The sequence below is a fragment of the Sphingopyxis sp. SE2 genome (assembly GCF_032227185.1).
Taxonomy (GTDB): Bacteria; Pseudomonadota; Alphaproteobacteria; order Sphingomonadales; family Sphingomonadaceae; genus Sphingopyxis.
The window spans coordinates 871,263-890,437 of the sequence record NZ_JAPMXW010000001.1; the positions used below are offsets into that span (position 1 = coordinate 871,263).

The 19,175-nt window shown below is 60.6% G+C and carries 18 protein-coding genes; 5 read left to right on the forward strand and 13 right to left on the reverse strand.

The window, feature by feature from the left end; translation table 11 throughout:
- Nucleotides 1–2 precede the first annotated feature (2 nt).
- The 7 genes from OVY29_RS04075 to OVY29_RS04105 all read right to left on the reverse strand — a co-directional run bounded on the left by OVY29_RS04075 (nt 3) and on the right by OVY29_RS04105 (nt 7,504).
- Entirely contained in the window at nt 3–488 is a 486-nt protein-coding gene (locus tag OVY29_RS04075; RefSeq protein WP_052182418.1) for a hypothetical protein, read from the reverse strand.
- 37 nt (nt 489–525) lie between these two features.
- Nucleotides 526–936, reverse strand: coding sequence for a hypothetical protein (locus OVY29_RS04080; RefSeq protein WP_313911001.1), 411 nt, complete (start codon nt 934–936; stop codon nt 526–528).
- Between the two features lie 33 nt (nt 937–969).
- The gene (ftsH, locus tag OVY29_RS04085) at nt 970–2,913 is read right to left on the reverse strand and encodes an ATP-dependent zinc metalloprotease FtsH (protein ID WP_037557028.1); all 1,944 of its coding nucleotides are present in this window, start codon (nt 2,911–2,913) and stop codon (nt 970–972) included.
- Between the two features lie 83 nt (nt 2,914–2,996).
- Nucleotides 2,997–4,013 (reverse strand): tRNA lysidine(34) synthetase TilS, encoded by a 1,017-nt coding sequence (gene tilS, locus OVY29_RS04090; protein WP_313911002.1) that lies wholly within the window; start codon nt 4,011–4,013, stop codon nt 2,997–2,999.
- Nucleotides 3,967–4,917 (reverse strand): hypothetical protein, encoded by a 951-nt coding sequence (locus OVY29_RS04095; RefSeq protein ID WP_313911003.1) that lies wholly within the window; start codon nt 4,915–4,917, stop codon nt 3,967–3,969. The genes tilS and OVY29_RS04095 overlap by 47 nt, the downstream gene beginning before the upstream one ends.
- A gap of 148 nt (nt 4,918–5,065) precedes the next feature.
- Nucleotides 5,066–5,908 (reverse strand): helix-turn-helix domain-containing protein, encoded by an 843-nt coding sequence (locus OVY29_RS04100; protein WP_313911004.1) that lies wholly within the window; start codon nt 5,906–5,908, stop codon nt 5,066–5,068.
- A gap of 216 nt (nt 5,909–6,124) precedes the next feature.
- A complete protein-coding gene (locus OVY29_RS04105; RefSeq protein ID WP_081933195.1) occupies nt 6,125–7,504 on the reverse strand; it encodes an ISL3 family transposase in 1,380 nt (459 codons plus the stop codon).
- Between the two features lie 519 nt (nt 7,505–8,023).
- Between OVY29_RS04105 and OVY29_RS04110 the strand changes: the two genes are divergently transcribed.
- The 5 genes from OVY29_RS04110 (at nt 8,024) to OVY29_RS04130 (ending at nt 11,372) form a co-directional block, all read left to right on the forward strand.
- Entirely contained in the window at nt 8,024–8,326 is a 303-nt protein-coding gene (locus OVY29_RS04110; RefSeq protein WP_313911005.1) for a hypothetical protein, read from the forward strand.
- A 123-nt stretch (nt 8,327–8,449) separates the two neighbouring features.
- Entirely contained in the window at nt 8,450–8,722 is a 273-nt protein-coding gene (locus OVY29_RS04115; RefSeq protein WP_313911006.1) for a hypothetical protein, read from the forward strand.
- Nucleotides 8,723–8,803: 81 nt separating this feature from the next.
- Nucleotides 8,804–8,944: a hypothetical protein gene (locus OVY29_RS04120; protein WP_161786571.1), complete on the forward strand. Its 141-nt coding sequence runs from the start codon at nt 8,804–8,806 to the stop codon at nt 8,942–8,944.
- The gene (locus tag OVY29_RS04125) at nt 8,941–9,651 is read left to right on the forward strand and encodes a lasso peptide biosynthesis B2 protein (protein WP_313911007.1); all 711 of its coding nucleotides are present in this window, start codon (nt 8,941–8,943) and stop codon (nt 9,649–9,651) included. The genes OVY29_RS04120 and OVY29_RS04125 overlap by 4 nt, the downstream gene beginning before the upstream one ends.
- Nucleotides 9,651–11,372 carry an asparagine synthase-related protein gene (locus OVY29_RS04130; protein ID WP_313911008.1) on the forward strand — a complete coding sequence of 574 codons (1,722 nt, stop codon included), beginning with the start codon at nt 9,651–9,653 and terminating at the stop codon, nt 11,370–11,372. The genes OVY29_RS04125 and OVY29_RS04130 overlap by 1 nt, the downstream gene beginning before the upstream one ends.
- Before the next feature lies 1 nt (nt 11,373).
- Here the strand turns inward: OVY29_RS04130 and OVY29_RS04135 are convergent, their stop codons facing one another.
- From OVY29_RS04135 to OVY29_RS04160, 6 genes are all read right to left on the reverse strand, one after another.
- Nucleotides 11,374–13,554 carry a prolyl oligopeptidase family serine peptidase gene (locus OVY29_RS04135; protein WP_313911009.1) on the reverse strand — a complete coding sequence of 727 codons (2,181 nt, stop codon included), beginning with the start codon at nt 13,552–13,554 and terminating at the stop codon, nt 11,374–11,376.
- A gap of 10 nt (nt 13,555–13,564) precedes the next feature.
- Entirely contained in the window at nt 13,565–16,144 is a 2,580-nt protein-coding gene (locus tag OVY29_RS04140) for a TonB-dependent receptor domain-containing protein (protein WP_313911010.1), read from the reverse strand.
- Between the two features lie 53 nt (nt 16,145–16,197).
- Nucleotides 16,198–17,214, reverse strand: coding sequence for a FecR family protein (locus tag OVY29_RS04145; RefSeq protein ID WP_037557019.1), 1,017 nt, complete (start codon nt 17,212–17,214; stop codon nt 16,198–16,200).
- Nucleotides 17,207–18,022, reverse strand: coding sequence for an RNA polymerase sigma factor (locus tag OVY29_RS04150; protein WP_313911011.1), 816 nt, complete (start codon nt 18,020–18,022; stop codon nt 17,207–17,209). Before OVY29_RS04150 ends, OVY29_RS04145 begins: the two co-directional genes overlap by 8 nt.
- Nucleotides 18,023–18,119: 97 nt before the next feature.
- Complete coding sequence (locus OVY29_RS04155) at nt 18,120–18,731, reverse strand: GntR family transcriptional regulator (RefSeq protein ID WP_081933192.1); 612 nt, start codon at nt 18,729–18,731, stop codon at nt 18,120–18,122.
- 3 nt (nt 18,732–18,734) lie between these two features.
- Complete coding sequence (locus tag OVY29_RS04160) at nt 18,735–18,923, reverse strand: hypothetical protein (RefSeq protein WP_152567675.1); 189 nt, start codon at nt 18,921–18,923, stop codon at nt 18,735–18,737.
- Nucleotides 18,924–19,175: the final 252 nt, after the last annotated feature.

A 19,175-nucleotide genomic window follows, 5' to 3' on the forward strand; every position in this document is an offset into this window, starting at 1 on the left:
GGTTACCGCACACGCCCGAAAAAGGCGACCGTGCGTGTCTGGCCGGGCGCGACCGCGTCGGCCCACTTCCAGCGGACATGCGTAACGTCGGCCGCGGTGGCCGGGCGGGCCGCTCCGCCTTCGACCGGCACCGCCAAATCGGAAAGCGGCGCAAATTGCTTGCCGCCGTCGACCGAGACGCCGAAACCCGCTTCGTCGTCGGTGCCGTCGAACAACAGCGCTTGCGGGATCGGATTGGCGATCACCACGCCCGATGCGGGTTCCGCGCCGTTATTGGTGAAGGCGAGCGAGATGCGCACCCGGTCGCCCGGTACGACGACGTCCGGCGTGAGGTACGTCTTCGTCGCGGGCTTTCCGTCTGTGGCAGAGATCGATTTTTCGAGTTCGACCTTGCTGGTCAGCGTGCCTGTGTTCTGCGCCAGCGCCGGCGGGGCGCCGACCGCCAGAAGCGCTGCCGCCGCCCGAATGCCCCACTTCTTGCCCGTCATCGCTTCCTCCCTGGTCCTCGCCAGCATCTTTGGCGCATCAGGCAGGGCAGGGATAGCGCTTCTTCATGAGCGCGTCGAAGGCCGAGTAGATGCTGACCTTCCGCCGTACGGAAACCGGATAGCTGCGCAGGTGCGACAGCCATTGATCGGGGCTGAGATCGCCCGACTCAGGCGGACAACTCGTCGTCTTGCGGCCGGCGCGGCGTTCGGCGTCGATCCGTGCCTTGTAGCGTTTGCCTGCCGCGATGACCTCGCCCTTGAGCTGATGGCCTTGCGGCGTCGCGAGCGCGAGCGGACCGAGCCGCTCGATCGACGCCGCGCGTGCGAGAAACGCCGCCACGCTCATGTCACCCGGCGCCATGGCACAGAGAAGGGGAGCGGTAAGCAGGACAGGCAGGAGGCGCGCATGTTTCGCGTTGATCATGCGCCGCCACTTGCCCCCAGCCAATGAATGATCCTTGAAGCAAGCCAGGCCGAAGCCCTATGCGCCCTGCGGATTGGCGTCGCCGAACGGGCGCGGCTTGCGCTTGATCTGCGGGATACCGCCGGCATGTCCCGAAACCGGCGTGCCGCGCTTGTCGGCGTCGTCCTCGCGGCCGATATCCTCGCCCTTGATCGCGCGCTTCGCTTCCTCGCCCGACAGCGTTTCATATTCGAGCAGTGCGCCGGCAAGCAGGTGGAGTTCGTCGAGATGGTCGGTAAGCACCTTGCGAGCGACATTTTCGCCTTCCTCGACGAGGCGGCGAACCTCGGCGTCGATCAACTTGGCTGTCTCTTCGGACATATTCTGCGCCCGCGACACGCTGTGGCCGAGGAAGACCTCGTCCTGGTTGTCGCGATAGCGCAGCCAGCCCAATTTTTCGGACATGCCATATTCCATGACCATCGCGCGGGCCATGTCGGTCGCCTGCTGAATGTCGTTCGAGGCGCCGGTGTTGAGCTCGTCCTTGCCGTAGATCAGCTGCTCGGCGATGCGGCCGCCGAAGCAGAGCGCGAGGCGCGCTTTCATCTGCTTCATATTCTGCGAATAGCGATCGCGTTCGGGCAGGTTCCACGTCACGCCCAGCGCGCGTCCGCGCGGGATGATCGTGACCTTGTGGAGCGGGTCGTTATGCTCGACGTGGAGCGAGACCAGCGCGTGACCGGCTTCGTGATAGGCGGTTGCCTTCTTTTCGTCCTCGGTCATCACCATCGAGCGACGCTCGGCGCCCATCATCACCTTGTCTTTCGCTTCCTCGAACTCGTTCGAGGCGATCAGGCGCTTGCCCTTGCGCGCGGCGAGCAGCGCCGCTTCGTTACAAAGATTTGCCAGATCGGCGCCCGAGAATCCCGGAGTGCCGCGCGCGATGCGGCGGAGGTCGACATCGGGCGCGAGCGGCTTCTTGCGCGTGTGGACTTCGAGGATTTTCTGGCGGCCCTCGATATCGGGGCGCGGCACGACGACCTGGCGGTCGAAGCGGCCCGGACGCAGCAGCGCGGGATCGAGCACGTCGGGGCGGTTGGTCGCCGCGACGATGATGATGCCTTCGTTCGCCTCGAAGCCGTCCATCTCAACCAAGAGCTGGTTCAGCGTCTGCTCGCGCTCGTCATTGCCGTTGCCGAGGCCGGCGCCACGGTGGCGGCCGACCGCGTCGATTTCATCGATGAAGACGATGCACGGCGCGTTGCGCTTCGCCTGTTCGAACATGTCGCGGACGCGCGAAGCACCAACGCCGACGAACATTTCGACGAAGTCCGAACCCGAAATGGTGAAGAATGGCACGCCTGCTTCACCCGCGATCGCGCGGGCGAGCAAGGTTTTGCCGGTGCCAGGCGAGCCGACGAGCAGCGCGCCCTTCGGGATCTGGCCGCCGAGTTTTGAGAATTTGGTCGGATCCTTCAGGAATTCGACGATTTCCTCGAGCTCTTCGCGCGCCTCATCGATGCCCGCGACATCGTCGAAGGTCACGCGTCCCTGCTTTTCGGTGAGCATCTTGGCGCGCGACTTGCCGAAGCCCATCGCGCCCGAGCCGTTATTCTTCTGCACCTGGCGGAAGACGAAGAAGGCGATGCCGAGGATCAGCAGGAAGGGCAGCGACTGGACGAGCATATACATCCAGAAATTCGGAACTTCGGCCGCCTTCCCGTCATATTTGACGCCATTTTCGTTGAGCATCTTCAAGAGTTCGGGATCGCGCACGACGTTCGCGGTGAAGCGGTCGCCGTTCGACAGTGTGCCGGTGACCTTGTCTTCGGACAGCACGACGTCCTTGACGCTGCCTTCCTCGACCTTCTGACGGAATTCCGAATAAGCGAGCGGGCTGCCCGCGGGCTGCGCGGCGCCGCCGAACATCGAGGCGACGAGGAGCATGGCGAGCAGGATGCCGCTCCAGATCATCACGCTCTTCATCCAGGGGTTGCCCTGCGGTTCCTTGTCGTCCTGCATTCGGAATCTTTCCTGTCGCCCGCGAACATCGCGAAGCTGTTACCGACAAGATAGGATAATCGGGTTAAATGACAATGAGGCAATCAGCCCTTTTTGTCGGTCCTGACCCCACTGTTCCGCCGCGGCGCCGCGGAAATGCGCCAGATCGTCCCTTCGAGCCCGCGCACGGCGTCGATCAGTAGTTCGCCGACCATTGCGCGGCGGCCCTGGTGCATCGCGGCGATGACGCCGTCGAGCGAGGCACCGCGCAGGACGAGCTGCGGCGCGTTGGCGCGCAGGCGCTGCGCGACGATGCGGCGGAACATTTCGGGCGGATAGCCATCGTCGCGGATCACCGCGATGTCCGACGCGTCGGGCCATGACGCGATCAGCCGCTCGACCGCCCAGTCGAGCGCCTCGTCGGCCTCGGCCAGCCACGCCGCCGACCGCGCCGACGCGACCGGGTCGAGCGCCGTCTGCGATCGCAGCGCATGGCGGAGACGTGCGCGGTCGAAACGATCGTCGCGGTTCGACGGATCGTCCACGAAGGGAAGGTCGTTTTCGAGTGCGACCTGCACCAGCTCGCTGCGCCGCCAGTCGAGCAGCGGGCGCAGGATCAGGCCGTTCTTCGCGCGGATCGCGGCGAGTCCGCCGACACCGCTCGACCGGTTAAGCCGCATCACGATCGTTTCGAGCTGGTCGTCGGCGTGATGCGCGGTGACGATATGGTCGAGCACGTTTGCCTCGCGCCATTGTTCGAGCAGACGGTAGCGTTCGGCGCGCGCAGCGGCCTGCTGCGATCCCGTGATCGGCGCCGGCGGACGCAGCGTCGAATGCGGGATATGCTCGCGCGCGCAAAAGCCCGCGACCATCCGCGCTTCGTCGTCCGATCCCTTGCGCAGACCATGATCGACCGTCGCCGCCCAGACCTGGCCGGGCAGCAGGCTGGTCATCAGCCAGAGCAAAGCCATTGAGTCAGGGCCGCCCGATACCGCGACGCCATAATGGAGCCGGTGCCAGTCGGGGCCGAGCAGCGCCGCGATATCGCCGGCGAGCCGGCCGGCGACGTCGCGATCAGCAGCCTGCTTTTGCTTTTGCGGCGGCAGCATCGGTGCGAACATCCTGCGGCGCCTTGTCGCCGTAGACTTCGTCGAGCTCGCGGAACGCCTTGCAGGCGTCAGCCTTCCGACCGAGCTTGTCGAGCGCGATGCCCATATAGACGAGGCTGTGCGGCGCGCGCGGGCCGCTCGGGCGGTCCTTGTAATTGTTGTAGAAGGCGACCGCGGCGAGGCTCGGCTTGCCTTCGTCGAGATAGGCGCGGCCGAGGAGGTTTTGCGCAAAGCTCGCATAGCTGCTCTTCGGCCATTTTTCGGCGACCGTCTTCAGCTGTGCCTGCGCCTCGGGATAGAGCTTCGCGTCCCACAGGCGATAGCCATAATCATAGGCGTCCTTGGTCTCATTGCCCGTCGACGGCACTTCGACCTTCTTGACGAGCGCGAGCCGGGCCGCGTCGGGTGCGCCGGGCTTTGCCGCGGGCTTGCTGGCGGGCTTTTTCGTCGGCGTCGCGTTGGCAGTCGCTGGTGCCCTTACCACGGGGGCGAGGCTCGCGGGGGTTGCGGTCGGGTCGCCCGCCGCCGGATCAACCGCTGCCGGATCGGCGAAGCGTTTGTCCATTTCGGCCTTGTAGGCGGTGAACGCCTTTTCGAGTTCGCGCAGATGATAGGCATTCTGCTCAGTCTGGCCGGTGAGCGTCTGCAACTGCGCCTCGAGCGCATCGACGCGCGCGGTCAGGTCGATCACCGGGGCGTTGGTGCGCGAACGCTCGCCAGGCGTATTGTCGGGCGCGATCTCGCCTTCGAAAAAGGTCGGGCTGCCGCCGGGAAAGACCGAGCGTTGGACCGCCCGCATTTCCTTTTCGAGCCGCTCGACGCGCTTGCCGATATTATTGTCCTGCGCCGCCGCTGGCATCGCCGCCGCGAGCGCGATCGTTGCCGCTCCGAGGAAAGTGATCTGACGCATCATCATCTGCCGTTAGGTCCCCACTGATTAACCAATTTCGCCGTCCATAACGCGGCAATCGGCGCCAGCGCAAACCCATTTCGGCGTGCTGCCGTTCGAACCGGCCCGAACGACCGGCGTTTCGGGCCTTGTTTGCCCTTGGTCGCCGCTGCGGTCAGCCGTTGGGGCGCGGCCCCGCGGGGGCCGCCGCGTCGCCGCCTCCGGTGCGCGCGACAAGATCGGCAGGTTTCAGCGACACGCCCTTGACGAGCGTATCGGCGGGTCCGATCGATCCGACATCGCGACCGCCGACCGTGACTCGCAGCGCTTGCGGGATGCTCGTGCGCAGCGTGAATTGTTCGATATAGGCGGGCGGCACCTGATAGACTTCGCCCGCCTCGAGCGTGCGCCAATTCTCGGTCTTGCCCGTCGCATCGTCGAAGCCGATCCAGACTTCCGACAGGCCGGTCAGCACGACCGGCGCGTTGGCCGCGACCGCTCCCGCCTTGGTTGCGGGCGTCGCGGCTGCGTCGCTCTGCGGCGCTTCGGATTCGTCGGCGGCGCGATTCTGCGCGGCGATCAAAGCCTCGTCGGGTTCGACCGACAGGAAACGCCAGACGCCATAGGCCGATGCGAGCAGCAGCGTGACGATAACCAGCGTCCAGGTCAGCCGCGCGGTCGGCAGACGCGCGGGATCGGTCGGCTCATAGGCTTCGTAAAGCGGCCGCGAGCCATATTCGTCGTCTTCGAGTTCCTGACGCACCGCAGCGCCGATTTCGGCCTCGGGCAAATCGACGGCGCGGGCATAGGCGCGCGCGAAACCGGTGACATAGGTCCGGCCCGGAAGTTCCGAAAAGTCGGACTTTTCGATCGCGGCGAGATGACGCTGGGTAATGCGCGTGCGCGTCGCCACGTCGGCGAGCGACAGACCAGCCGCTTCCCGCGCCAGCCGAAGCCGATCGCCGGTGCGCGTGATCGCCAACTCGCCCTGTTCGGGGGCGACGTCCTCATCCGTCATTGCTGTCTCCGTGCCGGCCGTTTGACCCAGGTTCGACCGTGTCGCCCGTTCATCGCATTGCCGACGCGAGAAAGTCAAATGAAGTTCGGTAAACGGACGGTTTGAAAAGAAGCGGATTTTGGAGTTGGGGAAACTGGTTCTGGATCGAACTGGACCCGCAGTGAGAGTTGCCCGAGCAGACGGGCTGGCCAAATGGGGTCAGCCTCGCACGTTTGCTTACGACCATGCGTCTGGTTTCGAGCATTCCTCGCACAGGGCGTATTCGTGAACGCGGGGCGGGGGTTCCATGAGCGGCGCGACATAGGCCTTCCAATCTTCCATCAGGGCAGCCGCGTCTATAGGTTGTCTACATCTGATGCAGACGGGTTTTCTCGCGCGCCACGCCTCGTCCTTTGCATCCGCTTCCTCTTTACGTCTGCCCGGGCGCTTTCCAAAAAGCGCGCGTGCTCGGATCGATTCAAAATCATAGCCAGCGCCATAATTGTACACCCGCTTTATAGCGCCGTTTCTCGCCTCGGTCGGGCCATTTGTAAGTCGCCCGTGGTCGAAGAAGTTCAATATTTCTGTCCGCCAATTGTCGATTGTGGTCGCGACGGCTGCGAAAACATGCAAGGGATCGTCAGGTATCGACGCCCGCCACTCGTCGAGGGCTGTTTCCGCGGCGGCGCGGTCGTGTAAATCCCAGATGCTAAGCAGCGCCTCTTTCGCTTCGTACGTGGCATAGAGCTCGTCCGAATTTGCGAGCCAGCCTCCGAGTTCTAATTGCTCGCTAGCGCTCAGCTCGGCCCTTCGTTTGAGAAAAATTCCATTCACGCCCTTGAGGGCAGTTCGGAGGTCGAGGTGAATGGTCCGCTGATATCGGCGGCGCGCTTCATCCATAGCGTCGTTCACATTATCAACCATGTGCCATCGGTCGACGATAATGGCAGCCTGTGGCATCGTTTTCTTTACGGCCGTCCTATAGTAATCGCACATGTCCATCGTGACCGCCTCGACATCCCCGCGGTTCGGTAGCTTCATAAGAAAATTCTGCACGGACTTCAGTGTTCGGTTAGGAAGTAACTCGAACGGCCAACTGTCCTCAAGATTGATGAAGATCGCCCGCATCTCTTTATTAACCAGCGCCAGTTCGTCGATTCCGATGTGGCGGGGAGCGCGTAAATTGCGCGCATGATGTTTGGATAATCTGGCGAAATACGCCTTGCTGATCTCCCCGACGGTTGTCTCAGACACGCCAGTGTCTTCGGCCACGTGAGCAATCGGCTTCAACAGAGATTGTTTCTCGATATATTCCACCAAGCGCTTGGTCATCCGGCGGGTGTGATGCATTCCTGGCAAGATCTGCTTGAACGACGCCCCGCATGTGCGACAAGTATATTTGTTGTGTCGGACATGGATGAAGGTGTGCCTGCCATGAACCGGTGCATCTACAAAAATCCTGGTTGTTGCGCCCCGCTTGACCAGTCGGGCAGGGTCTTCACATCGTGCGCACTCGTCGGGTGCGAGATCATAGGTTGCAGTGATTTGGTAAGTGTCATTCTCGTCAACATAAACGTCGGAAACTGACCAGTCGGGCATTAGCATAATATTTGTCATGCTCGAATTAGTGGTTTGAAATTGCTTAATAATGTATTTATCGGCACGCGAAATTGCTGCCGATTTGGTTGCATCGGATATGTTGTCGCGCCGGGTCGGTTGCCGGACTGTTCATTTTGCATCATTGATGACGTCTATTCCAGTAGACCAAGGCCGCTTGCTGGTGAGCTGACCGATGCCGAATGCGAGGGTTGGCTTCCTTTTATCCGCCGCCCTCGGGCACCCGCGCAAGTGGTCGCTGCGGCGGATGTCGAGGCAATGCTTTACCTGCTGTGCGGCGGGTGCCGTGGCGGATGCTACCACCAAATTTCCCGCCGTCTCGGCCTCCTGTGCTGGTTTCATCTGTGCGCGACAAAGGCCTGAGGTTTTTGCTCGGCCATGAGTTCCGCTGTATCGCGCCCTTGCCATCGGATGACGAGTCAACTGCCTCGTACCGCCTTGCGGAGCGCCGCCTAATCCGCTGCTAATAAATAAAAAATTTACTTCCGAGGTTCAGGGACCGGATCGAATGGAGGCCCAATGACAGCTCTTAATTTTTCGATCACCCACGAGGGCATTTTTCTTGCGACCGATACGCTCGTCTCCCGCGATGGCCGGCCATTAATGTATACGGCCAAGGTCTTGATGCTGCCTCACTTGGACGGTTTTGTATCAGGGACCGGTTCGATAGCTCTGTTTCAACGCTGGTCGCACGAAATCCTCAGCGAGGGCATGATCCATATGTCGGTGCTCAATGTTCTTACGCCTGACCGACTTCGTAAAATTTGGAACGAAATGTCGGAGGAGGAACGTGACAACGGTTCCGCAGACATTTATCACTAATACTATGATCCCAACGACGATCAGTTTGGAGGTTTCGCTTACCGCTATTCGAACGACTTCAAAAGCGAGCCGCTCGGCTATGGGGATTACTCCAATCCAGGATTCGATAACGCAATCGAGATCTTGGACTTTCCGGGCGATCTCATAAGAGCATGTCGCCGCCAGCGGTTCGCGCAGGAAAAGTTGGATCCCGGCGAACGTCGACAAATTGGCGGCCAGGTTATCGCGTATATGATGCAGCGCCATGAGGCTGAAGGGGAACCCATGTCTACGCTGATGACGGCGCAGGTCGCGTACGTATTCGAAGATTTCGACGATATGTTTCTCGATTGCGATGACCCAACTGACGACGAAATCTGGGGCAGTGACCCTGAGACCTGTCCATCCCCCATTTGATTATAAAGTGGAACGCGAATCATCTGCTGAATAGCTTTTCGGATGCGGCTCAATTGAGTCGTATTTTGAAAGGAAAATGCGATGAAGACCCTGAACAATGAGGAAATGATCGATCTCGGCGCCATCAGCGTCGAGACACGCGGCATCAAGCAACTCGGCGAGCCCGATTTCGAGGATGGCGATCATTATGGCCTTGTCGGCGCGATTAGCACCGACGATTGAATGCGATCGGCGTGCCGCCGAACGGTGGCACGCCGGCCGTAGCCGCCATCGTGCCATTGCCGACCATGCCACTTCAATTGCGCCCAGGCCTCTATCATCGTCGGATCGGAGGGGATCATATCTTCTTCGATTTGTCAGCCGACCGCTATTTCCTCCTTCCGCCCCATCTGCGCGCTGCCTTCGACAGCTATTTGAACGGAACGCCAAGTGCTCCCGCGCTTTCCGAACTCCTTGCCGCGGGCTTGATCGGTCCGGGGCAAGCCGAAGACTCGCCGACGCCGCTCGCCTTTACGCACGCGGTCGAGAGTCTTGTTGACGGTCCGCTCGGCGCGGCGTCTACGCCGCAAATCTTGCGGGCAATCTGGATGCAAGGCCGTGCCCGCGCCGAGCTTCGTCGAGACGGCATTCTCGATATCGTGGCGCGACTCGAGCGAGACCGTCCCCGAAACGCTTCGTGTGACGAGCGTGTCATCCAGAATACTGCAGCGGCTTTTCTCCACAGTCGGCGCCTTGTCTCCGCCGCCGACCAATGCCTCGTGCGGGGAATTGCGATGAAACGCCTGTTGGCGCAGCGAGGCTGTGACGCAAGCCTTGTGTTCGGGGTAACGATGCCATTCTCGGCGCACTGCTGGGTGCAGGCCAGCGACGTTGTTCTCACGGACACGCTCGATATCATCCGTCGCTACCAACCGATATTCGCTGTCTGATGGCTGGCGGCTTTTACATCGACATAAATGTCACCGCCGAGAAAACTCCGTCGGGTCAGGAAATTTTCGGACGTGCTCCCGACTTCACTGCTGCGAATGTGATGCTCTGGTCGGATGAGCCAATGGTCGCGATCGATGCGAGAACTGTCGTACTCGGATACCTATTCCGGAAGGGGCCGCCGAGCGTGCGTGTACGCGATTGGGCGGGGGTGGACGGGAGCGCACTCGTTGCTGCCAATGGGCGGGAGCTGATTAATGGCTATTGGGGCGGCTATGTTTTCGTGCATGCCGCAGAAGATGGCGCGCTTTACGTGCTGCGGGACCCATCCGGTCTATTGCCTTGCTACATCCGGCGCTCGGGGTGCGCGACGGCGCTGGCTGGCGATGTCACGGACTTGGTAGTGCCCGAACCGGGCCGATTAGACTTTGAAGAAATCGGACGCATTCTAGCCTCGGGAGATGCTCGCGGCCGGAATACCTGTCTTGTCGGCGTCGAGGAGTTGATTGCGGGAGAGTGCCTCGTGGTCGATCGGCGGAGCGCGAGGATCGAGCGATGGTGGTCACCATGGGACCATGTGACTCCCCGCGGAATGTCCGTCGAAGAGGAAACGAGCCAGCTTCGCTGGACGATAGCCGATTGCATCGGCTCTTGGTCGAGCTGTTTTCCGTCGATCCTGCTGGGATCATCTGGCGGTCTGGATTCCTCGATCGTCGCCGTGGCGGCCACTCCGCGATCGGAAAGGCTGACGGCCCTAACGCTCGTCAGTCCAGGCGTTGCTGGCGATGAGCGACCTTATGCGCACGCCGTCGCAAGTTCGCTCGGAATCCGCCTGCGTCATGCGCCGCTCGACCTGGCTGATATCGACGTCGAGCGTGCGGTCACGCCTCACCACCCCTGGCCGATCTCCCCGATATTCAAACAGGCGGTTGGCGCCATCCATCAGCGATTGCACTCTGAAATGCCTATCGACGCGCATTTTTCCGGGAACGGCGGCGACGGAATATTTTGCAGCATTCGCAGCGCCGTTCCGTTGCTCGATCATTTCCTGTCCAAAGGACAGCGTACCGGTCTCGGCAAAATAGTTCGGGATATCTCCAGCCTCACCGGCGCCGACATCGTGACGGTGCTCAGGCACGCTTGGTTGCGGCATAGGCGCTCGGGCGGGGCGCATCTGCCGCGCTACAATGAGCTTGGTCTTGAAAGGGAGGTGCTGGCGCGGATCGAAGCGCAGGGTTTTTCTCATCCATGGCTCTCTGCGCCCGCCGACGCCCTCCCCGGGAAGACGGTTCATGTCGCGTTCCTGATGCGAGCCCAGAAAAGCCTCGAGCTATATCCGCGGCGAAGCGCGCCGCCGCACATCGCGCCTCTGCTCTCCCAGCCGATCGTCGAACTATGTCTCTCTATTCCGACTTGGCACTGGATAGCCGACGGACGCGACCGCGCCGTCGCCCGCGCCGCCTTCTCGAACCGGCTGCCAAGAACGATTATTGAGCGGCAGCAGAAAGGCGGTCCGGCGGAGTTCAACCTTTCGATCTATAGGACACAGCGTGATCGCCTTCACGAGCTGATCCGCCACGGCGTTCTAGCTGGCGTGGGGATTATCGATACATCCCTTTTGGACGAACCCGAAGATATGTCTTGGCGGGGCAATGCGCGGGAGCAACGCATTCTTGCATTTGCCGCGGCTGAGAGCTGGGCACGGCGATGGAATGGTGGATGAACTAAGGTGCCGCCTCGGCGGTGCCGCAGCGCGGCTTCCCGTGTTCGGCCATGCGGTCCCACATGGCGAGGCGTTCCGGAAAAGGAGCGTCTGCATCGCGCTTGCCGCGCAGCCAATAGTCGAACCATGCTATATTCTCACGCATGGCGAGCATCCGGTTCGCCGGGATATGAAAGATGTGCGTTTCGTCCGATGCCGCGCTGGCGCCGGGATAGTAGGTTAGCTGGGTCGGCACTTTCGCCGCCCGCAGCGCTTCGAACAGTTCGGCCTGCGACGGGGAAGCGGCGGCAACCTGTTGCAAGACCGGCGTACAGACTTTGATGGCATTGAGGGAAGGCGCGAAGCGGCGATACTGTTCAAAATGCTCGCTCATCGGCGAGCCGCCATAGACGGGATCATAGCTCGCCGGCCATCCGGCGTAGCCGGAGGGTTCGAGGAAGCCGCCATCACCGCTCGACGCGGCGCTGAAGATTTGCGTCTGCGTAATCGCGACATTGACCATCTGCGCACCGCGGCTGTAGCCGGCGATGCCAACGCGGGCCGGGTCGACGAGGCCCTCGGCCGCCAGCTCGCCTATGGCATCCACGAGGCTATGGACGCCTTCAATCCAAATGAGCCGCCTCACGGTCTCCGGATTGGGCGGTCCGCTACCTCGGGACCAGGCGCTATAGGCCGCGCGTAGATCCGCTGACTGATAGGGCGACGGATCGTTGATCAACAGCACGACATAGCCGCGTTCGGCAAACAGCTGCGCGGGATAGTTCCACTGGTTTTCCGCCTTGGCAAAGCGCTCGTCAGCGTCGAAGCCGTGCGTGATGACGATCGCCGGATAGCGTGTGTCCGGACGAAAGTCTCGCGGGTAGAGGACATAGCCCGACGCCTTGTAACCATTGCGATTGATCCAGGTTCTGGCGCGCGCCTGAAGCGGCGTAATCTCCTCATGGCGGGGAGATACCGTCACAATGGGCTCGATGCCGCCGCGGGCAATGTCGACACGAACAAGCCTTGGCGGCATCGAAACGCCTTCCTCCACGCAGATTGCAAAACTGATTTGATCATCGAAACTGCACTTGGAGAGGCTGCCGGCGCCGTAAATTTCGCGCACGCCGGTTCTTTGCACCAGCGCGAGGCCATAGCGCGAAGTTTTGAGGCTGCGGGTACCGACTATGGCCTTCCGCCCGTCGCGGCTGGCCGCGTAATTGCGATCGCTGATAGTGAAAGCGAATCGGCCGTAGCGGTGGCGCTCCTCACCTGGGCCGCTTTCTCTCAGTTCGAGTGCGGCGCCGATGCCCGTAGTGGAGAGTGCGCCGCCCCGCGGACCTCTGAGCATCGTCAGCGTGCGCGCGTCGCGCTCGTTCGAAACGATACGGATGCTCTTCTGCTTGCGGTCCCATGCACGCGTCTCGAAGACGCTGCCGGGCGTGCCATCGGGCGCCTCGGTCCTGAAAAGAATCTCGTCGCCGCGCCAGATAACCTTGCCGCCCGCGTGCATCGCCATTCGATCGCTGGTCGGACGGGTGATGATCCTGTCGATGCTTCCGTCCGGCGCGCGCAGGAAAAATTCGACTTCGGCCTCAATTGATGATCGCCTGCGGCTGCGCAGTCGGGTCACGGCCTCGTCAAAGCGAACAAGCGGTTGACCGGGCTTCGCCTTAAGCAGCGAATACCAGAGCCATTGCCCGTCGGAGGACCAATCATAGGCCAAAATGCCGATCTCGTGTGGCGAAGTTCCGCCGCCCATAGCTACGGAAAGGTCTGCCTTGCCGACCGAGACCAACTCGCGGTTTTTAACTATCGTGCCGATCTTGCCATCGGTCGAGATTCGGTAAAGCTGCAGTCCTTCGCCGATATCGAGAAGGGCGCTCCAGTCCTCGGTCCCTGGAATATTCTTGAACGATCTCGCGATGTCGGCGTTTGCGATACTGCGCTGCGTTCTCGCACCGATATTGACGATCCGGATCTGCGCCCGCGTGCGCTTTGCTTCAGCGTCTGCGGTTTCGGTCGCGTAAATCGCAAAGCGACCGTTTGCCGAAAGCGCGAGTTCGTTCACCTCGGGCACCAGCAGGATATCCTCAAAGGTCCAGGGCCGGCCCTTTCTCTCCCCCGCCAGGGAGGCAGGGGAGAGAGCCACGGCGGCAAGGAACGCCGCGGCGAACCGGCCGGTTCTGGGGCAGTTCAGCATGGCCTCGCCCTCACCAATCGCGGCTGATCGTCAGGGCGAGAAAACGCCCGATCGCCGAATAATTCGTCGAATCGAACGGCGTGTCGTTCGGCGCCGCCACGAGTATTTGATCGGGCTTCGCATTGAATATGTTGAGGGCGCTAACCGTGACGTCGGCGACGCCCGCGATCTTGATTCGGCCGGTCAGGTCGAAGGTCGCAACCGGAGAAATTTCGATTGGGACTGCGCGGCGTCGGTCCGTCACGCCGCCAGTGAAACTCGAGAAGGCCGCGAGCGTAAACCGGTCACCGTCGTAAGTCGCACCGCCGCGCGCGCGAAAATGCGGTGGGCTGAAGATATTGCCCGCCAGGTCAGTGACCGGCAGATCAGGAAGCAGACGCTGCTGGCTGTCTAGCAAAGTCGCTCCGGCGCTGAGGGTCAGTGACCGGCCCCTGCTCAGGGAAGCGCGGTAGCGGATTGCGAGATCGGCACCGCGATATCTCTGCTCGGCGATATTGCGGTCGCGCCCGTCGAGAAGAGCAACGACGTTGATAGGGTCATAGGGGCCGGTCGTGCCGTTCGCCAGCGGGCCGGCGGCGCCCGCGATCGCGGCATCGAGTTCGGCCGCGGTCGGGTTGAAGGTCACGAGCTGCGAGTAGAGCGGGTCGGTCAGCGCTCCCAGCACCGATCTCAGCGGCGGTGCAACGCGGTCGCGATAGTCGATATGGAAAAGGCTCGTTATAATTTCGAGGCGTGATGACGGCCGGAACGTCGCGCTCAGCGTCATATTCTCCGAGCGTTCAGGGCCGACCTCCGGATTGGGGCCGCCGATATAGACAAAGGTCGAACCTGCTGGAAACTGCGTGCCGTAGCCGGTGACCGGCACCAGGCTTGCGGAGTATCCGGTATATTGCTGGATGAGCGTCGGCATCTTGAAGGACCGGCCCCAAGAGACGCCAAGACTGAACTCCGGCACGGGTGAATAGACCAGCCCCAGCTTCGGCGTCACAATGCTGCCCGAGTCCGAATAATCCTCCCAGCGCAAAGCTGCGGTAAAGGAGGCGCGATGGGCGAAGCCGAGCTTCTGATCCGGACTTGCCAATGGAACGAACAGTTCGCCGTAAGCGAATTTATTCTCTCGCGCCGGCGTGATGTTGCGCCCGGAAAATTCTCCGTGAATGCGATTCTGACGCCAACCTCCCCCCACTGCTAGCCGGACATCGCCCGCGGGGAGAGCGAACAGCGGGCCCTCCGCGCCTGCCTCGATCGCGATATTGCGATTGTCGAAGATCCGGATCAGCTTGGCGGCAACGCCATTGGTGAAATTGTCGGTGACGCCGTAAGTCTCGTCAGTGCCGTAAAATCCCGTCAGGCGCGTGTTCCAGTCGCCGCCAATGTCGATTTCAAGCGTCGGGGCGATGCCAAATGTCTCGAACTCATTTACAACTCGGGTCCCGCGGGTTTCGATCGGCCGATCTACGAACAGGCCGCGCACCGACGTCATGTCGCCGCGCTTGTAGATGAGATCTGCCTTGAGGCGCACGCCCGGGACGAACTGCTGGTGGGCGCTCAGGAGCACGCTATGGCGCTTCAGGTCGGGATAGAAAGTGGAAGCGGGGTTGCTGCTTGACGAAAAACTGCGATCGCTGGCGCGGATCGCGCTGTTGTCGAAATAGTCATAAACTGCAAGGATGCCGCCGGTCGACCATTTGGTTCCGCTAAGCACGCTAAACTGCTGCTGGAAATTGCCGCCATCGGTCGAGCCGCCGATCCGCGCGGTCGTCGTGAAACCTTCATAGTCCTTGCGCAGCAGGATGTTGACCACACCAGCGACGGCGTCGGCACCGTATATTGCCGATGCGCCGTCGGTGACGATCTCGACGCGCTCGACTGCCGCAATCGGGATGGCGCTCACGTCGATCACGCTGTTCGTCCCGCTGTAGGCGAAGCGGTTGCCGTTCAGCAGGGTGAGGGTAGCGTTGGGACCGATGCCGCGAAGGTTGAAGGTCGACGCCCCGTTGACGTTCACATTTTCGTTTTGCGTGCCTTGGGCCGAGCCGATTCCCGGGTTCTGGCCACCTCCGAAATTCTGAGGAAGGCTACGCGCCACTTCGCCAAGATCAGCCAAGCCGGCGTTCTTGATGTCCTGGTTCGTGACCGTGATGACGGGGGCGGCCGGCGGCGCACCCTCAATGCGCGTCCCCGTTACCACTATGGCTTCCTCTGATTCTTGGACCGCGAGCGCGCCGGACCTGGGTCGTCTCCTGATCAACACCGATCCGTTTTCGAACCGAGCTACCAGCGATGTCCCTTGCAGCAGCTTTTCGATTGCCTCTTTGGCCGTAAAGGTCCCCTGCAGCGGAGGGACGGAAACACCGTTTATTTCATCGGCTGCTGCATAGAGTTCCCAATCAGCCGTTGCCGCGACGGTCCTCAACGCATCGCCCAAGTCCTGTGACGGAATGTCGAATATGTAGCGCTCGGTTTCCTGCGCGGCCAGCTCCAATGGTGACAACACCATGACTGTGCCAGCCAGTAGCGCCTGTACCGTGCGTGATTTCAGAATCTTCATAAAGCCTCCCCTAATTGCCCGCGCCGCGCGCAGTGCCATCGGGAATGCTTCGACAAGTGTGGAGAGGCCGACCTTAGGCGGCCGGCAATATTTTATTGGCTGCGGAGGTAGATGCCGTCCGGACGTCGGTGAATCGTAAGATCAAACAGGTCCGCGATCCGTTTCAGGAAAATCTCGGTATCGCTGATCTTGAATCGTCCTGATACATCACGCTTGGCAAGCTTCGGATCTTCCACAACAATGGGAAGAGGCGCGTACTCGTTGGCTTCCGAAATCAGTTGATCCAGGGAGATTGAACTATGCTCAGCCCAACCGGACGGCCACTCCGCCGACGAACTGACGCTGGGCCGCGCGGTGGAATGAATTTGCCGATCGTGAAACCCGTATTGGAGCGCCGAGCGAGTTCGGAGCGATTGCGGCGCTGCGGCTGCGGAGGCCGCGCGCGATGCTGAAGCAAGATCGGCCTTTCCGCTGATCAGTTCCACGACGACTTGGCGGTCGGCGCTTATCATCACGTCGACGACGCCTTCGCTCGTCGTCACGATGCCTTGACCAGCCGCGAGGCGGAAAGGGCGGACGTCATTGACAACCTTCACTCGAGCTCGGCCTTGTGCCACGCGCACATACCGTGTGTCCGAGGATATCGATACCTCAATCCTGGTGTCGGAATCGAGCGTCGCCGTTGATCCATCTTCAAGTTTGAAACTGCGTATTTCGCCGCGTTCGGTCACCAGTGGTTCCGCAGCGTGGGCAGATAGGACGACGCCCGAACCCGGGATTGGAGTTCCACCGGCGCTGATCGTGATCGCAAACAGGATTACCGCCGCCGCCGCCGCGCCGAACATCATCCAGCGTCTTGAAGGGTACGTGACAAGTTTTGCCGTGGCCGCCTCGCTGGTTTGCCCGGAGGATTTCAAAATCTCGGCTTGGGCTATCACGCGAGAATAGCGGTTATAAGCCTGCCTGTGGCGCGGAGATTTCGCCAGCCATTGCTCGAATTGTTCCTGAAGCTGTTCGGTCACCTCGCCGCGCATCCTGATGCTCCATTCAAGAGCATCATCTTTGCGGAAACCGTCGCTCCCAGATTTCGCGCTGTCATTGTCATTCATCGACCGGGTCCACCACTTGTGCGATATGCGCCAGGGCCTTCATCATATGATATTCAACCGTTGCGATGCTGATGCCCAGACGCTGATGGATCTCGCGGTAGCTAAGTTCCTCGACACGGTGCATCAGAAAAACTCGTCTCGTCTTCTCGCTGAGACCTGCAACGGCGCGCTCATAGAGCCGGAGGAGATCGCCAGCTTCCATTTCAAGTTCTTGCTCTGGCGGACTGGCAAGATCATGTTCTTCATGAAGCGGAAGAAGGACGACCTTGTTGCGCCGGCTGCTTACTGCGCGATTTATCAGGAGGTTTCGCGCAATGCGCTGGAGGAAGGCAGCCGGGTTCGCGAGGCGATGCCGCTGTTCGCTGCCCGCGGCACGCAAGAACACTTCCTGCATCAGATCCGGTGCTGCCTCTGGACCAACGTGTCGACCGAGGTAGCGTAGCAAGACGGCGCCATCGTCGCGAAAGGCTCTGTCCAAGGCGGCGTTCCCCTGGTTGGGGACCCGGGTGGCCGTCGAAATGTTAACCGGCTTTTCCGGCTCCCTGACCCGATCCGACGTTGAAGGCAGGAGTGTGCGCGCAGAACGGTCGCGACCGAATGAAGAAAATGCCACAGGACTAATCTGAAATGGCAATGCGAGCAGGCGGGTTGTCACCCGTCTACAAGTCGTTTCTCGCTTCGCCGCCGTTAAATCGCCCTGCGGCAATTTGATGGTCGGGCCACCCGACCGGTAAGGACGAGCGTTCATAATGCGTGACGGAACTTCCACGCGGCTGCTGCCAATTTGCTCGCTGCGCTTTGCCGTCATGCCGACGGCCGTGAAAATTGGCAAGCAAAACGCTGCGGAAATTTGTCTTTCGATACAATCCATCTTTCCCGACGTGAAATTTGCAGCCGCAATGAAATCAGGGGGCGCTTGGTGAATCCAACTCCGATGTCGTCAGCCGAATATATTCTGCCACCTTAGCGATACGCCGATTACAAAATCGCTTGATAAGTCGGCGCAATTTCGCGCCTTTTGGGTCATCGTTCGCTGCGGCTATGATGTCTTCCAGCTCCGACTCGATATCTTCAAAGAGCTTCGAGTCGCATCGGCGAAATTTATAGAGGCGATTATTATGCTTTGAGATATCTGCGATGAGTGCGCTGTTACCTGATCGACTGCCAAGTTGCAGGAAAAATTCCGAGACTCGGTTTGGATAGGCTCCATCCGCTGAAATTGCAGACGAATCTTTCGAAGATTTGATCGCAGCGAGAATAAGAGTTTGATGGTGTTCGAAAAGATGACGCAGTTTGGCTTCATCTATCCGCGGCACATAAAATCCTTCGCCAGAGATGTACTCGACCAATTCTTCGCGTTCCAGCCGACGAAGAGCCTCGCGGACCGGCGCAGTGCTGGAAAACAGCATATCGGCGATTTTTATCGGATCCAGACGTGTGCCCTGAGGCCAGAATTCATCCATAATACGCTCCTTTAGCTCGGCGTAGATATGTTCGAGAACGCGCGCGGCACACATGGATCAGTGCAACCTGGCTTGCGCCAAGCTGCGGAGCGTCACTCCGTAAACTTGGCGCTCGGCATCGTCGGTCCCATTGCCTCTGGCTCCCTTGCCGGTTTGATAAATCAGATTTCGAGCGACGAACCCGGATGACGCATGGCGAAGCGCCAAAGCGCTCTTGATCCGTTCGTGTGTCTTGTCATTGGCCATTTGAATCAGTTCCTTCTTAATACCATTCTCAAATGCCTAGCGTAAAGCTAGGGACATGCGACAAAACCGATCCGAAGCGGGTGGCTGCATCGCGAATCTATACACGATTCGTTATGACGAGTCTAGAGTTAGCTTGGCCGTTATCTAAATCTGTGAGGTTGGGGACTGTTAAGAGGTTTGTGGATTGTGAATAGATATTTAGAGATTGAGAATCTATAGGTGCATTGTCCTGGGGTATTTGTGGAAGATTCT